Source organism: Roseomonas sp. KE2513 (assembly GCF_016107305.1).
GTDB lineage: Bacteria > Pseudomonadota > Alphaproteobacteria > Acetobacterales > Acetobacteraceae > Roseomonas.
Window position 1 is genome coordinate 164,421 of sequence record NZ_RCVR01000010.1, and the last position, 15,089, is coordinate 179,509.

The 15,089-nt window shown below is 70.7% G+C and carries 14 protein-coding genes; 2 read left to right on the top strand and 12 right to left on the bottom strand.

Going from position 1 to position 15,089, the window contains the following annotated elements:
• Positions 1-87: 87 nt before the first annotated feature.
• The 11 genes from D9599_RS12680 to D9599_RS12730 form a co-directional block, all read right to left on the bottom strand.
• Positions 88-1,164 carry an ABC transporter ATP-binding protein gene (locus D9599_RS12680; RefSeq protein WP_198381594.1) on the bottom strand — a complete coding sequence of 359 codons (1,077 nt, stop codon included), beginning with the start codon at positions 1,162-1,164 and terminating at the stop codon, positions 88-90.
• The gene (locus D9599_RS12685; protein WP_198381595.1) at positions 1,161-2,159 is read right to left on the bottom strand and encodes an ABC transporter ATP-binding protein; all 999 of its coding nucleotides are present in this window, start codon (positions 2,157-2,159) and stop codon (positions 1,161-1,163) included. The genes D9599_RS12680 and D9599_RS12685 overlap by 4 nt, the downstream gene beginning before the upstream one ends.
• Entirely contained in the window at positions 2,156-3,586 is a 1,431-nt protein-coding gene (locus tag D9599_RS12690; protein ID WP_198381596.1) for an amidohydrolase family protein, read from the bottom strand. Before D9599_RS12690 ends, D9599_RS12685 begins: the two co-directional genes overlap by 4 nt.
• Positions 3,587-3,641: 55 nt before the next feature.
• Positions 3,642-5,234: an ABC transporter substrate-binding protein gene (locus D9599_RS12695; protein ID WP_198381597.1), complete on the bottom strand. Its 1,593-nt coding sequence runs from the start codon at positions 5,232-5,234 to the stop codon at positions 3,642-3,644.
• 20 nt (positions 5,235-5,254) lie between these two features.
• Positions 5,255-6,136, bottom strand: coding sequence for an ABC transporter permease (locus D9599_RS12700; RefSeq protein WP_043834786.1), 882 nt, complete (start codon positions 6,134-6,136; stop codon positions 5,255-5,257).
• Complete coding sequence (locus D9599_RS12705; protein WP_198381598.1) at positions 6,136-7,074, bottom strand: ABC transporter permease; 939 nt, start codon at positions 7,072-7,074, stop codon at positions 6,136-6,138. The genes D9599_RS12700 and D9599_RS12705 overlap by 1 nt, the downstream gene beginning before the upstream one ends.
• 4 nt (positions 7,075-7,078) lie before the next feature.
• The gene (locus tag D9599_RS12710; RefSeq protein WP_198381599.1) at positions 7,079-8,719 is read right to left on the bottom strand and encodes an amidohydrolase; all 1,641 of its coding nucleotides are present in this window, start codon (positions 8,717-8,719) and stop codon (positions 7,079-7,081) included.
• On the bottom strand, positions 8,716-9,498 hold the full coding sequence (locus D9599_RS12715) for a class II aldolase/adducin family protein (RefSeq protein WP_232480435.1): 783 nt from the start codon (positions 9,496-9,498) through the stop codon (positions 8,716-8,718). Before D9599_RS12715 ends, D9599_RS12710 begins: the two co-directional genes overlap by 4 nt.
• Before the next feature lie 157 nt (positions 9,499-9,655).
• The gene (locus D9599_RS12720) at positions 9,656-10,117 is read right to left on the bottom strand and encodes a thioesterase family protein (protein WP_198381600.1); all 462 of its coding nucleotides are present in this window, start codon (positions 10,115-10,117) and stop codon (positions 9,656-9,658) included.
• On the bottom strand, positions 10,093-10,782 hold the full coding sequence (locus D9599_RS12725; protein WP_198381601.1) for a class I SAM-dependent methyltransferase: 690 nt from the start codon (positions 10,780-10,782) through the stop codon (positions 10,093-10,095). The genes D9599_RS12720 and D9599_RS12725 overlap by 25 nt, the downstream gene beginning before the upstream one ends.
• Positions 10,779-11,486, bottom strand: a complete 708-nt coding sequence (locus D9599_RS12730) for an RraA family protein (protein WP_198381602.1) — start codon at positions 11,484-11,486, stop codon at positions 10,779-10,781. Before D9599_RS12730 ends, D9599_RS12725 begins: the two co-directional genes overlap by 4 nt.
• 155 nt (positions 11,487-11,641) lie before the next feature.
• On the opposite strand from D9599_RS12730, the gene D9599_RS12735 reads away from it, so the two are divergent.
• Positions 11,642-13,333, top strand: coding sequence for a methyl-accepting chemotaxis protein (locus tag D9599_RS12735; RefSeq protein WP_198381603.1), 1,692 nt, complete (start codon positions 11,642-11,644; stop codon positions 13,331-13,333).
• 5 nt (positions 13,334-13,338) lie between these two features.
• Positions 13,339-14,529 (top strand): SpoIIE family protein phosphatase, encoded by a 1,191-nt coding sequence (locus D9599_RS12740; RefSeq protein ID WP_198381638.1) that lies wholly within the window; start codon positions 13,339-13,341, stop codon positions 14,527-14,529.
• Here D9599_RS12740 and D9599_RS12745 read toward each other — a convergent pair.
• Positions 14,487-15,032 carry a hypothetical protein gene (locus D9599_RS12745; protein WP_198381604.1) on the bottom strand — a complete coding sequence of 182 codons (546 nt, stop codon included), beginning with the start codon at positions 15,030-15,032 and terminating at the stop codon, positions 14,487-14,489. The two genes, D9599_RS12740 and D9599_RS12745, sit on opposite strands and share 43 nt — an antisense overlap.
• Positions 15,033-15,089 lie beyond the last annotated feature (57 nt).

The following is a 15,089-nucleotide window of genomic DNA, read 5'->3' on the forward strand; positions in this document are numbered from 1 at the left end:
CCATTTCTCCGGCCGCAACGCCGGACAGCATGGGCGCGGCGCGGGATGGTCGCAAGCGCCAAGGGCCGAGGCGAGCTTCGCCCGGTGTCAGGCCGCGTTACGCGCCGCGCGGGCCGCCGCATAGGCCGCGAGGCGGCGCGCGGCGATGGGTGGCACACCGGCGCCGGCCTCGGCGTCGAAGCGGGGCAGGTCCTCGGCGAAGTGGCAGGCGCTGGTGTGACCGGGGGCGATCTCGCGCAACGGCGGGTCCTGTTCGCGGCAGACAGGCTGGGCGTGCGGGCAGCGCGTGTGGAAGCGGCACCCCGGCGGGATGGCGAGCGGGCTGGGCAGGTCGCCGGCCAATGGGCGCACGCCGCCCCGACGGGCAGGGTCGGGGCGCGGGATGGCGGCCAGCAGGGCGCGCGTATAGGGGTGGCGCGGATCGGAGAAGAGGGCGTGCTTCGGCGCCACCTCCACGATGCGGCCGAGATACATGACGGCCACCCGGTCGGCCACGTGCTTCACCACCGCGAGGTCGTGCGCGATGAAGAGGTAGGAGAGGCCCAGGCGCTGCTGCAGGTCGCGCAGCAGGTTCACGACCTGCGCCTGAATGGAGACGTCCAGCGCGGAGACGGGCTCGTCGCAGACCACCACCTCGGGCTCCACCGCGAGCGCGCGCGCGATGCCGATGCGCTGGCGCTGGCCGCCCGAGAACTCGTGCGGGTAGCGGTTGGCGTGGAAGGGACGGAGACCGGTGAGGCGCAGCAATTCCTCGACGCGCGCGCGGCGGGAGGCGGCGTTGCCGATGTTGTGGACGGCCATGGGTTCCGCGATCGCGTCCGCGACGCTCAGTCGCGGGTTCAGGCTGGCATAGGGGTCCTGGAAGACGATTTGGAGGCGCCGGCGCAGGGCACGCAGCTTCGCGCCCGTGACCTTCGTCACGTCCTCGCCTCGGAAATGGACCCTGCCGGCGGAGGGCTCGATCAGGCGCATGACGAGGCGGGCGGTGGTGGACTTGCCGCAGCCGCTTTCGCCGACCAGCGCCAGGGTCTCTCCCCGGTGAAGGGAGAAGGAGACGCCGTCCACCGCGCGCACCGCGCCGACCTGGCGGGCGATGATCAGGCCCTTCTTCACGGGGTAGTGCTTGGCGATGCCGTCCGCCTGGAGCAGAGGAGCCTCGCTCATGCCGCTACGTCCACGGCGTTCTCCACGGGAGCGCGGATGCAGGCGGCGCGATGGCCGGGCGAGAGTTCGCGCAAGGGCGGGTCGTTCTCCGTGCAGGCGCGGATGGCGAAGGGGCAGCGAGGGTGGAATCGGCACCCCTTCGGGAAGGCGAAGGGCGGTGGCACGCTGCCGTCGATGGAGAGGAGGCGCTCGCGATCCTCCTCGATGCGTGGGATGCTGCCGAGGAGGCCGATCGTGTAGGGGTGCTGCGGGTCGTTGAAGATGTCGGCCGCCGTGCCGCGCTCGACCACGCGGCCGGCATACATGACGGCAACCTCGTCCGCCATTTCAGCGACCACGCCAAGGTCGTGGGTGATGAGGATGATGGACATGCCCGTCTCCCCCTGCAGGTCGCGCAGCAGGTCGAGGATCTGGGCCTGGACGGTGACGTCGAGTGCGGTGGTGGGCTCGTCCGCGATCAGCAGTCGGGGGCGGCAGGCGAGCGCCATCGCGATCATCACGCGCTGGCGCATGCCGCCCGAGAGCTGGTGCGGGTATTCGGCGAAGCGACGGTCCGGCGAGGGGATGCGGACGCGGCGCAGCGCCTCGATGGCGCGGGTCTTCAGCTCGGCGTCGCTCGCCTTGCTGTCGTGGGCACGCATGGCCTCGGTGATCTGGTCGCCGATGCTGTGCACCGGGTTCAGCGAGGTCATGGGCTCTTGGAAGATCATCGCGATCTCGTTGCCGCGGACGGCGCGCATCTCGGCGGACGAAAGGGCAGCGAGATCGCGGTTCTCCAGCACGACCCGGCCCTGGGCGAGGCGGCCCGGGGTCGGCACCAGGCGCATGATGGAGAGGGACAGCATGGACTTGCCGCATCCGCTCTCCCCCACGATGCCAAGGGTGCGGCCATGGGGGACGTTGAGCGTGACGCCATCCACGGCCGCGATCTCGCCGGAGCCGCTGGGAAAGGTGGTGCGGAGATCCTCGACGCGGAGGAGGGTGTCGCCCGTCATACCCAGTTGAAGCTCGGCGGGCTGATGTTCTCCACCGGGCGGTGCGCCCAGTCCTGCGAAGGGGCACGGTCGAGGATGCGCTTCTGGGCGTCGTGCAGGTGGGCGGCCGCCTGCTCGTAATCCATCGTCAGCACCATGCCGTCCTTCACGACGAGCTGGCCATCCACGTAGACGTCGCGCAGCGCGCGGTCGCCCGCGGCGTAGACGAGGCTGCGGAGCGGATCGCGGCCGGGGCGCATCTGAGGGTGCGCGGCGTTCACCAGCACGATGTCGGCGCGGCAGCCGGCGGAGAGGCGGCCGATATCCTCGCGGCCGAGGGCCTTGGCGCCACCGATGGTACCGGCGTCGAAGATCTCGGTGGTGGTGACGGCGCGCGGGTCGGTGGCCTGGGTGCGGGCGAGATAGCCGACGAGGCGCATCTCATCGAGCATGTTGTGCGGGTAGGTGTCGGTGCCGAGGCCCATGTTCACGCCGCGGCGCTTGTAGCGGCCGAAGTTTTTCATGGTGATGCCGCGCCGCGCAAAAACGGTCGGGCAGTGGGCGACGGTGGTGCCAGTTTCCGCGAGGCGGCCGAGATCGGTGTCGGTGTGCCAGCGCGTCGAGGGGTGTTCGTCGAGGAAGATGCCGTGGCCGATGATGGCGCGGTCGTTCAGCAGGCCCATGCTGTCGAGCCAGCCGATGGGCGTCATGCCGTGGCGGCGGGTGATCTCGTGGAACTCCACGACGGACTGCGCGGCGTGGATCTGCCAGGAGAGGCCGCGGGCCTTGGCCTCCTGGCTGCTCTCGCGCAGCAGGCCGGGGGCGCAGGTGTCGATCTGGGCGGGGACGACCATGCCGAAGAGCCGGCCGCTCTCGTGCTGCTCGGCGCGGTCGATGAGCTGGAGGGCCTCGGCCATGGCCTTTTCGCCGGCGGCCTCGTCCCACTCGTATTCCACGACGTGGCCGTTCTTCGTGAACCAGCGCGCGGACTTGAACATCGGCGCGACGCAGACGCGCATGCCGGATTCCGCCAGCAGGTCGAGCCAGCCGGGATGCGCCATGGAGAGGTCGGCGACCGTGGTGACGCCGGAGAGGAGGAGTTCGCTGAGCGCCACGCGCACGCAGGAGGGCACTGCCTCCTCGTCCGCGCGGAAGATCGGCATGAACTCGTAGAGCGAGGAATTGTAGAGGCCGGGGGAACCGATCTCATCCAGCAGACCCTTGTTCATCGGCTCGCTGGAGGGGTGGGAGTGGATGTTGACGAGGCCGGGCATGACCATGAGGCCGGCGCCCTTGATCTCCTCCTCCGCCGGGCCGGTGTAGCCTCGGCCAACGAAGGTGATGGTGCCGCCGTCGAAGGCGACGTCGCTGTCCTGCATGTAGACGTGACGACCCGCGGAGGCGTCCCAGGCGACGACGACGTCGGCGTTGCGGATGACGGTGGTCATGGTTCTTCCCCGGGTGTTTGGGTGGGCGGCCGCGACCGGCGGCCACCCGGCAGGTTTAGCGCGTGAGGCGGATGTCGAGGCCCTTGTAGAGGCCGACGCCGTAGATGCCGTGCGGGCGGACGCCCTCGGTCCGCTGCGAGGCGGCGACCCAGAGCTGCTCGCGCGCGATGGGCACCCAGACATTGGCGGCGGTGATGCGGCGCTGCGCCTCGGCAATTGCCTTCATGCGCTCCTCCTCGGCAAGGCCGGTCTTGGCGATGCGGAGAAGGCGATCGGTCTCCGGGTCGTTCCAGTTCATCCGGTTCGGCGTCGGGCGATTGCTGCTGTCGAAGTAGAGCGAGAAGCCGTCCGTCGCGGAAATGTAGGGGTAGGACATCATGAAGGCGTCGAATTCCTGCGTCGCCAGCTTGCCCCAGCCCACGGTCGCGTCCCAGAGCTGCACGCGCATGTCGATGCCGATGCGGCGCAGGTCGGCCTGCATCGCTTCGGACATGCGGCGCCATTCGGTCGTCTGCAGGCTGTAGAGGAGGAAGGAGGCGCGCTCGCCGTTCTTCACGCGGACGCCGTCAGGGCCGGGCACCCAGCCGGCGGCGTCGAGCACGCGCTTCGCGTCCTCGGGATCGAAGCGCGGCACCATCTTCGCGGCCTCGGCATCGTAGCCGACGGTGCGCGGGTTCAGGTAGCCATCGGCCGGGTCGGCGGCGCCAAAGAAGGTGGCCTGCACGACCGCGTTGCGGTTGGTGCCCAGGTTGATGGCGCGGCGGATGGCTGGGTCGCTCACCACGGGCTTGTCCACCTTGAAGCCCATGAAGAAGTCCCAGAAGTAGTTCTCCTGGCGGGCAAGCTTCACGGTCGGCACGTTCCGCAGCCCGGCGAGGGCGAATTGCGGGATGTACTGCGTGACGTCGCCCTGGCCGGACTGGAGCGCGGCGAGGCGGGTGTTGGCCTCGGGGATGATGCGCCAGATCACGCGGTCAACCTGCGGCGCCGGGTTGTTGTAGAGCGGCGGTCCCCAGCGGTAGTTCGGGTGGCGCGTCAGCACGAAGTCCTGGCGCGGCGACCAGGAGCCCCAGCAGTAGGGACCGGTGCCGTTGAAGCCCTGCACGCCGAAATTGGGGCCGAGCTTCTCCACCGTCGCCTGGTCCACCACGGAGGCGAAGAAGAGGGTGAGCTGATAGAGCAGCTCACCGTAGGGTTCCTTCAGCTTGTACTCGACGGTGTAGTCGTCGGTGGCCACAACATCGTCCACCGGGCCCGCGCGCCAGCGGACGGGGGAGCGGGTCGCGGGGTCGATCCAGCGCTTGATGGTGTAGACCACGTCGCGCGCGGTGAAGGGCTTGCCGTCGCAGAAGGTGACGTCGCGGCGAAGCTTGAAGGTGTAGGTCTTGCCGTCCTCGGACACGGTCCAGGATTCGGCGAGGCCGGGGCGCACCGTGCGCTGGTCCCAGTCGAGGGAGACGAGCGTGTCGCTCATCATGTAGATGACCTCGCCGGCGCCGCGGGCGGTGGAGCGGGGCGGGTCGTAGTTGTCGGCGTCGATCTCGCGGAGCACCACGAGGGTGTTGCGCGGCGCGGCCTGGGCGAGGGCGTCGGCGGCGGGAGCCGCGACGCCCAGGGCCAGTAAGCCCGCGTATAGCCACTTCTTCATCGTCAATCCCTCTCTCGTTGCTAGGTGCGGAGCCGGGGGTCGAGCGCGTCGCGCAGCGCATCTCCCAGCACGTTGAAGGCGAGCACCACCGCGAAGATGGCGACGCAGGGGATCACCGCGATGTGCGGCGCGAAGAACAGGAAGTTGCGGCCGTCGCTCGCCATGGCGCCGAGTTCCGCGATCGGCGGCTGCGCGCCGAGGCCGAGGAAGGAGAGCGCGGAGCCCAGTAGGATCACCTGGCCGAAGCGGAGCGTCGCGAAGACGAAGATGGAGGAGAGGCAGTTGGGCGCGACGTGGCGGAGGATGATGCGGGCATCCGACATGCCGGTCGCGCGCGCCGCCTCGATGTAGTCGAGGCCCATCACCGCCAGCGCGGAGCCGCGGACGATGCGGGCCATGAGCGGGATCGTCGCGACGGAGAGGGCCAGCACCACGGCCTGAATGCCCGGGCCGAAGATGGCCGCGAGCGCTAGGCCGAAGAGGATGGCGGGGAAGGAGAGCATGACGTCCATCAGCCGCATCAGCAGCCCGTCGATCCGGCGGTAATAGGCAGCGGCGAAGCCAACCAGCGCACCGAGGATGCCGCCGATGGCGACCGAGGCGAGGCCCATCAACAGAGTGACGCGAAGCCCGTAGAGGACGCGGGTGACCATATTCCGGCCCTGCGCGTCCGCGCCCAACGGCAGGCCCGGCGAGCCCGGCACCTGCATGGCGAGCGAGAGGTCGTTATCGAAGGGATCGGTGGGCGAGAGGACGGGCGCGAGGAGCGCGGCGCCGATCACCAGCACGACTAGCACGAGGGCGAAGGCGGCGGCCGGCTCGCGCAGCAGCCGCGCGAGGGTACCGGGCCGCTTGGGCGGCGCGGCTTCTTGCTGAACCAGGGGTTCGATCGCGGCGCTCATCAGGCGCGCATCCGGGGGTCGAGGGCGGCGTAGAGCACGTCCACCACGAGGTTGATGAGGATGAAGCCGAGCGAAAGGACGATGATGGTACCCTGCGCCATCGGGAAATCCGCAGAGAGGATGGCGCCGACCGCCAGCCGCCCGACACCGGGCCAAGAGAAGACGGTTTCCGTGACCACCGCGCCGCCCAGCAGGAAGCCGATCTGCAACCCGATGAGGGTGACGACGGGGATCATCGCGTTGCGCAGCGCGTGGCGGGTGACGACGCGGAACTCGCCGAGACCCTTCGCGCGGGCGGTGCGGACATGCTCCACGCCGAGCACGTCGAGCACGGCGGTGCGGGTCATGCGCGCGACGGGCCCGATGAAGGTGCCGCCAAGGGTGAGCGCCGGCAGGATGATCCCCATTAGCCCCTCCTCCGTCCAGAGCGGGCCGGCGCGGCCGGTGAAGGGAAGGAGCTGGAGCTTGAAGCCGACATACCAGATGAGGACGAGCCCGAGGAAGAAGACGGGGATGGATCCGCCCGCCACCGCGAAGGCGGTGATGAGGCGATCGACCAGCTTGCCGCGGCGATAGGCGCCGATGGTGCCGAGCGCGATACCGATGGGGATCGACCAGATGAGGCTGGCGAACATCAGCTCCAGCGTCGGGCCGACGGTGTTGCCGAGCTCCTGCAGCACGGGAACGTTGTTGATGATGGAGACGCCGAGATCCCCGTGCAGCAGGCGCCAGAGATAGAGCCCGAACTGGGTGTAGAGCGGCTTGTCGAGGCCCATGTCGGCGCGGATGGCGGCCACGACGTCGGGCGTCGCGGAGGGGCCGGCGCGAACCAGGGCGGGATCGTTCGGGACCACCTGCATCAGCAGGAAGCCCACAAGCACCACCCCGAAGAGAACGGGAATGGCCATAAGAAGCCGCTGGACGGCGTGGCGGCCCATGGGGTCAGGCCGTGGCCAGGGCGCGAAGGGCGCCGTGGCGGTCGAAGATCGGGGTGCCGCCGCGGAGCGTGAGGTCGGCCTCCGTGGTCAGGACCTCCTCTGGATCGATGGCGAAGATGTCACGCGACAGGACGGCGACATCGGCGAGCATGCCGGGTTCCAGCGTGCCGCGGCGGTCCTCGGCGAATTGCGAGTAGGCGCCGCACCAGGTGTAGCAATGCACGGCCTGCTCGGCCGTCAGTGCCTCGGACGCGCCGAGAACAGTGCCCTTGTTCGTCTTGCGAGTGAGCATGGTGAAGAGGTTGATGAAGGGATCGACCGTGCAGACGGGGCTGTCGGAGGAGGCGGCGGGATTGTGGCCCTCCTCCAGCCAGGTACGCATGGGATAGGAAACCTCGGTGCGTTCGAGGCCGAGGTTCTTCACGTAGAGGTCGCCGAACTCGTAGAGGAAAACGGGCTGAGGCACAGGAAGGATCCCGTTGGCCTTCATCCGCGCGCGCTGGTCGGCGTTGAGGAAGCCACAGTGCTCGATGCGGTGGCGGCGGCCGGCGAGGGGCGCGTCGCCCTCCCCTGCCCTCTCCATGCCGACCAGCACCTGCTCGATCGCGGCATCGCCGATGGCGTGGATGTCGAGTTGCCAGCCCTGGCGGTGATAGAGGGCGAGCAGGCGGTGCATCGTCTCGTCCGGGAACATGAACATCCCCGTCCCACCGCCCGCGCTCTCCAGGTAGGGGTCGAAGAAGGCGGCAGTCAGGCCACCGGCGGAGCCGTCGCCGAAGACCTTCACGGCGCCCCAGGCGAGCATGTCGTCCGTGTGGTCGGGGCGCAGGCCCTCGTTCCAGGCGCTTTCCGCGATGCCCTCGGGATTGCCGGCCAGCACCTGCCACATGCGCTGCACCAGCCGCCCCTCGGCAAGGGTGCGGCGGTAGGCGGCGATCTCGTTCAGCCCCGCGGTCATGCCGACATTCATGTCGGAGGCGGTTGCGAAGCCGCGGGAGGCGAGGTCCCGGCCGGCGGCCTCGATGGCCGCGACCATGTGCTCCTCGGAGGGGAGCGGGGCGGAGTCGAGCACCAGCCGGCGGGCGCGCTCGAGGAAGAGGCCGGTGAGGGCGCCGTTGCGGCGCTCGATGGAGCCGCCCTCGGGGTCCGGCGTGTTGTGGCCAACGCCGGCGGCGCGAAGGGCGGCGGTGTTGGCGACGCCCATATGGCCGCAGGTTCGGGTGATGAAGACAGGGTTGTCCGGCGAGACGCGGTCCAGCTCCTCGGCCGTCGGGTGGCGGCCGATGTCGAGGGCGCCGTGGTCGTAGCCGCGGCCGAGGACCCACTCGCCCTTTTTCGCCCCCTTCACGCCCTCCCCGATGCGGCGCAGCACCTCATCGAATGTCCGCACCTCCTCCGCGCGAAGGTTCACCTGGGAGAGGCCGAGGCCGTAGGGCAGCAGGTGCATGTGGGCCTCGTTGAAGGCCGGGATGGCGACCCTGCCCCCGAGATCCAGCCGCCGCGTGCCGGGCGGGGCGGCGGCCTCCACCTCCTCCGCCGTGCCGACGGCGGCGACGCGGCCGCCGCTGATCAGCAGGGCTTCCGCGAAGCCGTTCGCGAGGCCGCGGAAGATGCGGCCGCCAGCAATAAGGAGAGGCTCGCTCAAGAACGGTAGTCCGTGCCCTGGCCCTCGATCATCGTCAGGGCGGATTCCCAGGCGAACTGCGCATGGGTGAGGGTATGCGGGCCGTTGAACTGGGCGGCGGTCTTCAGGCGCACCTCCTCGGGCGGGAAGACCAGTTCGCTGCCGCCCGCGAGCGCCGCGACCTGCGCTTGGCAGGCGCGCTCCAGGTAGTAGATCTGATTCCAAGCCTCCGGGATGGTGCGGCCGCCGACGAGCAACCCGTGGTTGAGCAGGATCATCGCCTTGTTGCTGGGGCCGAGGTCCGCGATCAGCCGGTCGCGCTCATCGAGGTCAAGCGCGATGCCCTCATAGCCGTGGTAGGAGAGGTGCCCGTAGAACTTCAGCGCGTGCTGGCTGATCGGCAGCAGCCCGTGCTTCTGGCAGGACACCGCGATACCCGCCGCCGTATGGGTGTGCACGACGCAGGTGAGGTCCTCCCGCGCCATGTGGATGGCGGAGTGGATGGTGAAGCCGGCGGCGTTCACGCGGCGCGAGGCGGGCTCGTCATCCAGAACGTTGCCATCGAGATCGACCTTCACGAGGTCGCTCGCGCGCATGTTCTCGAAGAGCACGCCGTAGCGGTTGATGAGGAAGTGGTGCTCCGGCCCCGGGATGCGGGCGGAGATGTGGGTGTAGATGAAGTCCGTCATCCGGTGGAGCGCCACCAGACGGTAGAGCGCCGCGAGGTCGCAGCGGACGGACCACTCCTCGGGCGACATGCCAGCGGGCATCCGGCTCTCTGCTTGGATCACGACGTTCATGGCGGGGACCCTCCGTGCGGGGCGGGAGGTTCCGCCGGGCGCCATGGGGCGTCAACCCGCATTTGGCTGCTTCCAGGCCCCTCCCCGGCGGCGACGGGCCGGTGTTTGCCGCACCGGGGCGCAGGCTGCCGCCGTCTTGGGCGGGGGCAGGTACGGATCAGGTGCGGCGAAGTGCCAGGCGCTCGGGCGGCGGGCCGGGGGGCACGGCGGCGAAGGCGGCCCGTGTCTCCTCCGGCCATCGGCTCACGCGGCGCAGTGAGAGGTCCACGCAGAGGAAGAGCAGCTCGCAGCGGGCGCTCTCGAACCCCTCCTCGGCGTGGAACAGGCGGTGGCGGATGAGGAGGCGCTTCTCGTCATGCGCCAGCACCTCGCTCTCGGCGGCCAGCGGGTCGTCGAGGCGCACCTCGCGGCGGTAGGCCACCCAGTTCTCGGCGGCAAAGGTGCCGAGGCCGCGCGCGACGAAGGGCTCGCCCAGGCCGAGGGTGGGCCAGAGCGCGTCGGTCGCCAGGTCGAAGACGCTAACATAGGGCGCGACGTTCATGTGGCCGTAGTGGTCCACCCATTCCGGGCGGACCCGCACGAGGACGGGGCGCGTCACGCGGGCTTGCGGATGATCCATTTTGGGTTCTCGACCTTCATCTCCAGCCCGTGCTTCGCGGCGAACTCGTCCGCGGCCTGCTTCACGCCGGGCCAGGGATAGTCGTCGCCGATGAGGATGCCGCCGCGCTTGAGCAGTGCCCAATAGTTCTCGATGTCGCGCCGCACGGGGTCGTACTCGTGCGCGGCGTCGATATGGACGAGGTCGGGGTGCAGGCGGAGGCGGGCGAGGATGACGGCGGCGTTGTCGCTCGTCTGCGCCAGCGGCACCACGCGCTCGGCATGGCCGCTGAGGACCATGTTCGAGAGGAACTGCCAGTAGAGCGACGGCCAGCCATGGACAAGGCCGATGCTCTCCAAGATCCGGTCCGGCCGGTCACGGTTCCAGTGCTCGTGGCTGCCGAGGAAGGTGTCGATGGAGATGAGCGCGGAGTCGGGCCGCACCCGCCGCATCGCCTCGGCGAGGAAGGCGGTGGACTGGCCCTTCCAGACGCCGATATCGAGCGCAAGGCGGGGCTTCGCCTCCTCCACCGCGGCGACGAGGGCCGGGTGCAGGCCGTTCCAACCCTGCAGGTCGAGCGGGCGCGTGGGCTGGAAGCCGGCGTAGATGTCGGCGCCGTGGATGGTCCGCATCACCTCCGCGGCGGCGGGGGTGAGCGGCGGCGCGGCCTGGGCGGGAGCGCTCAATGGATTTCGTCGGCGCGCGAGAGGGCCTCGCGCAGCGCGGCCACGCTGAACTCGCGGGAGGCGCAGAGGTCGAGGATCACCCGCTCGCGCCGCGAGAGCAGCTCGATGGCCGAGGGGATCTTCGTGACGGCGTCGTGCGGGATCACCACGGCGCCGTGGCGGTCGGCATGCACGACGGCGTCGTGGTGGCAGGCCATGCCGTGAATTGTCACCTCCTGCCCGTACTGCACGATGTGCACATAGGCGTGGGAAGGGTTCACCGAGCCGGCGACGAGCTGGAAGCCCTGGGCGAGCATGTCGAGGTCGCGGATGGAGCCGTTGGTGACGCAGCCCTGGGCGCCGATGGCCTTGTGGATGTTCGTGTTCACCTCACCCCAGAAGGCGCCGGTGCCGGGGGTGTCGTCGAGGTCCTGAAGGATGACGACGGTCGGCATCGCGGCCTCGGCCACATATTCGTACCAGCCGATGCGGGCGGCACGGTCCACCTCGGCCGCGCGGCCGGAGGGGGCGGCGGCACGGATGGTGCCGGTGCGGGCGAGGCCGCAGATCGGCGGCAGGGTCGTGCTGGCCGGGACCAGCTGGCGCAGCGTGAAGCCGTGGCCGCGCCGGTGCGGGGCCACCATCTCCAGCGCGTTGCAGATCGTGGGGGTGTCCCAGGCCCGCAGCGCCTCAAGGTCGGCGGCGGTGAAGGGGTATTCGGGCATCGGCGTCTCCGGGTCCTCCCCCGGGCGCCTTGCCGGCGGCGGGGAGGGCAGCATCGCCGGGCGGGGGCGGAAGGGCAAATCCGGGCCGGCCGCGGCCGTGCAACGTTGCGCCACCGCTTGTGACGACGAGCACCGGAGAGGTAGCCTCCGCCCTCATGGACATCGCACCCCAGGCCCCGTCGCCCGGCGATCAGGCGGGGGATCGCGCTATCCCGCTGGTCGACGAGGCGCGCCCGGCCGCGGCGGGCGGGCCGAGGCCGACCGGTGCCGCGCCGCCCGGGCGGATCCGCGCCTTCGCGGGGCGTATCGGCACGCGCGCGGCGATGATCGCTCTGCTGATGCTGGCCGTTGTCGGGCTGCTGACCGGCAGCGCCCTTCTGCTGAGCGAGCGGCAGATCGCCATCATCGAGCGCATGGGCGGCCAGGACCAGCAGGCGGACGCGGCGGTGGACCGCTTCGGCGCCCAGATCGCCGACTTCTCCTCGGGCATGGCGAGCGTGCTGGCCGGCGTGCTGCAGCCGGTACCGGCGGCGGGAAGGATGGTGCGCAGCGGCAACCTCATCCGCGAATCCTACGCCGAGATCGAACGGCGCCTCGGCCCTGCGATCGACCCCGTGGTGCTCGGCGGCGCGCGCGACATGGCCGAGCGGCTGGTGCCGCTGACTGAAAGCGTCCGGACCGCCTTCGCGGGCAACCGGCGCGCCGAGTTCGGTGCCCTGCAGGAGGAATGGCTGGACGCGCTCTCGGCGTTCAACGGGCTCATGTACGCGGCGCGGCGGGTGGTGCAGGAGCGGAATGCGCGGACGCTGGCCGAGGCCCATGACGTGAGCGCCCAGGCGCGCAACGTCATCCTCGGCGCGGGCGCGGCGGGGGTGGTGGTCTGCGCCCTGATCCTCTTCGTGCTGATGCGGTTGATCGCGCGGCCGGTCGGGCGGATCGCGCGGGCGATGGACCGGCTCTCCTCCGGCCAGCTCGATACCCCGGTGCCGGACTCGGACCGGACGGACCAGGTGGGCGAGATGTCTCGGGCGGTGCTCGTGTTCAAGGACAGCCTCCTCGCCGCGCGGGCGCTGACCGAGCAGGCGCTGGAGAACGCCCGGCGCACCGCGGTCGCCACCGCCCAGGCCTCGGACGCCATCGGGCAGGTGAGCGACGGGGCGATGACGCAGCTCTCGGAGCTGCGGCAGACGGGCGAAGCGCTGGCGCAGACGACGGAGGGGATCGCCGACGTGTCGCGCTCCACCGCGCTGGCGCGCGACCAGTCGGCGCGGGCGAAGGCGGTGGTGGCGGAGAACCTGGCCAAGGTGAACGGCCTGATCGGCCTCGTGGACGCGGTGGGCGAGGACACGGAGCGGGTGACGCGGATCGCGGCCACCATCGCCAAGGTCGCGACCCAGACGAACATCCTCGCCATCAACGCCGCGATCGAGGCTGCACGGGCGGGGGAGCACGGGCGGGGGCTTTCCGTCGTGGCAGAGGAGGTGCGGGCGCTGGCGGCCTCCACCGAGAACCTCGCCCAGGAGATCGCGGACGTGGTGCTCGTGGCCGGCCGGCGGGCGCGGGAGGGCAGCGGCACCGCCGCCGCCGTGGGCGAGGCGATGGACGGGCTGGAGCACCTCGTGGCCGAGGGCGCGCGCCTCTCCGGCGCGATCGCGGTCGCGATGGAGCAGCAGCAGGCGACCATCGCGGGCCTGGGCGAGCGGGTGGCCACGCTGACCCGCATCGGCCAGTCCAACGCGACAGCGGCCGAGGAGATCACGGTGACGATGATCGATCTCTCCCGTCTGGCGAGCGACACGCGCCGGGTGGTGGAAAGCCTCGCGATCGGCAGGGGGCGCGGGACTTGAGCGAGGTGGCGGTTGCGCCCGATCCCGGGCTTGTCGACCCGGGGAGCGTCTCGATCCTCGTCGTGGAGGACTCCTCCTTCAACCGGCTGGTGCTGCGAAAGCGGTTGGCGGAGCTCGGCTATTCCCGCGTGACGGAGGCGACGGACGGGATGGAGGGCTTGGCCGCCATCGAGGCCGGGACTTTCGACATCGTGCTGCTGGACCTCGAAATGCCGCGCCTGGACGGCATCGGCGTGCTGGAGCGGCTGCACGCGGCGCGCGGAGCGGCGCCGCCGGTGATCGTCATCTCCGCGCTGACGGAGATGGAGGGGATCGTCCGCTGCATCGAGTTGGGGGCCGAGGACTACCTGCCGAAATCCTTCGACCCGCCCCTTCTGCGCGCACGGCTCGGCGCGGTGTTGGAGAAGAAGCGGCTGCGCGATCTCGCCGACCAGCGGCTGGCGGCGTTGGAGGCGGAGCTGGAGAGCGCGCGGGCCGCGCAGCTCGACCTCGTGCCGCAGGACTTCGCGGGGATCGCGCCCGCCGGCCTGTCGCTGCACGCGGCGATGATCCCGGCGCGGCAGGTGGGCGGCGACCTCTACGACGCGCTCAGGCTCGGCCCCTCCCTGCTGCTGGCCTGCGTGGCCGATGTCTCGGGCAAGGGCGCGCCGGCGGGGCTGACCATGGCGCGGACGACGGGGCTGATCCGCTCCACCGCGGCGCTGCTCTCGGAGGAGGGCGCGGCGCCGGACCCGGCGGCGATCCTCACGCGGGCGAATAACGACCTGGCCCGGGAGAACGAGAGCCAGACCTTCGTGACGGTGGTGGTGGCGGTGCTGGATGCCGCAGATGGCACGGGGCGGATCGCGCTGGCCGGGCACGAATCGCCGCTTCTCCTGCGCGACGGGCAGGTGCGGGTGCTGGAGGGCCTGTCCCGCCAGCCGCCGCTGGGGACGATGGAGGGCTTCCCCTATCGCTCCGACCCGCTGGTACTGGCGGCCGGGGAGGCGCTGTTCCTCTTTTCCGACGGCGTTACCGAGGCGGAGGACGGGGCGGAGCGCTTCTTCGGGCGGGAAGGACTGGCGGGAGCGCTGCGGCCGGTGGCCGGCGCCGTCCCGCGGGCGTTGGTGGAGGCGGTGCTCGAGGCGGTCTCGGGCTTCGCGGGCGGCGCGCCTCAGGCCGACGACATCACCGTCCTGGCGGTGCGGCGGTCATAGGGCTCCGGCGCGCGGAAGACGACCGAAAGGCCCTCCACCGTGGCGGCGGGGCGGCCGTTAATGAGGATGGTGCCGTCGGCGGTGAGAACCTGGGCGCGGCGGCCGATCCGGCGGAGGTCCAGGCGGTACTCGACGCGGCCGGGCACGCCGACCGGCACGGGGAGGCGGCGCATCTCCCCCATCTCAAGGGTCTCGGCCTCGCCGTCGAAGCCCAGCCAGACGCCGTAGTGAACGAGCAGCCGGCAGAGAACCTCGGGATCGAGGGCGGCGTCGCTGCTCTCGGCCTCCCCACCGACGGCCCGGACGAGGCCGAGGCCGTGGCGGCCGTCGCGCACGCCCACGCCGACCACGGCGCCCGGCCCCTGCCAGAGCGGGTTGGGCGCCAGGGAGCAGGAAACCGAAACGCGCCCACCCGCCGCGAGGACCGTGGCGGAAGCGGCATTGTCGTTCGCATGCGCGGAGAGGGGGTCGCGCCAAGCGAGAAGGGGAGATCGGCCGGACATGTGAAGCTGCCCTTGAGTGAACTTTCAATCGGAACAGATCACATAATCGCGAGCAGT

Coding starts and splice junctions, on each gene's coding strand:
- D9599_RS12680 (WP_198381594.1), bottom strand. CDS start 1,164: ATGAGCGAGGCTCCTCTGCTCCAGGCGGACGGCATCGCCAAGCACTAC.
- D9599_RS12685 (WP_198381595.1), bottom strand. CDS start 2,159: ATGACGGGCGACACCCTCCTCCGCGTCGAGGATCTCCGCACCACCTTT.
- D9599_RS12690 (WP_198381596.1), bottom strand. CDS start 3,586: ATGACCACCGTCATCCGCAACGCCGACGTCGTCGTCGCCTGGGACGCC.
- D9599_RS12695 (WP_198381597.1), bottom strand. CDS start 5,234: ATGAAGAAGTGGCTATACGCGGGCTTACTGGCCCTGGGCGTCGCGGCT.
- D9599_RS12700 (WP_043834786.1), bottom strand. CDS start 6,136: ATGAGCGCCGCGATCGAACCCCTGGTTCAGCAAGAAGCCGCGCCGCCC.
- D9599_RS12705 (WP_198381598.1), bottom strand. CDS start 7,074: ATGGGCCGCCACGCCGTCCAGCGGCTTCTTATGGCCATTCCCGTTCTC.
- D9599_RS12715 (WP_232480435.1), bottom strand. CDS start 9,498: ATGAACGTCGTGATCCAAGCAGAGAGCCGGATGCCCGCTGGCATGTCG.
- D9599_RS12720 (WP_198381600.1), bottom strand. CDS start 10,117: ATGGATCATCCGCAAGCCCGCGTGACGCGCCCCGTCCTCGTGCGGGTC.
- D9599_RS12730 (WP_198381602.1), bottom strand. CDS start 11,486: ATGCCCGAATACCCCTTCACCGCCGCCGACCTTGAGGCGCTGCGGGCC.
- D9599_RS12735 (WP_198381603.1), top strand. CDS start 11,642: ATGGACATCGCACCCCAGGCCCCGTCGCCCGGCGATCAGGCGGGGGAT.
- D9599_RS12745 (WP_198381604.1), bottom strand. CDS start 15,032: ATGTCCGGCCGATCTCCCCTTCTCGCTTGGCGCGACCCCCTCTCCGCG.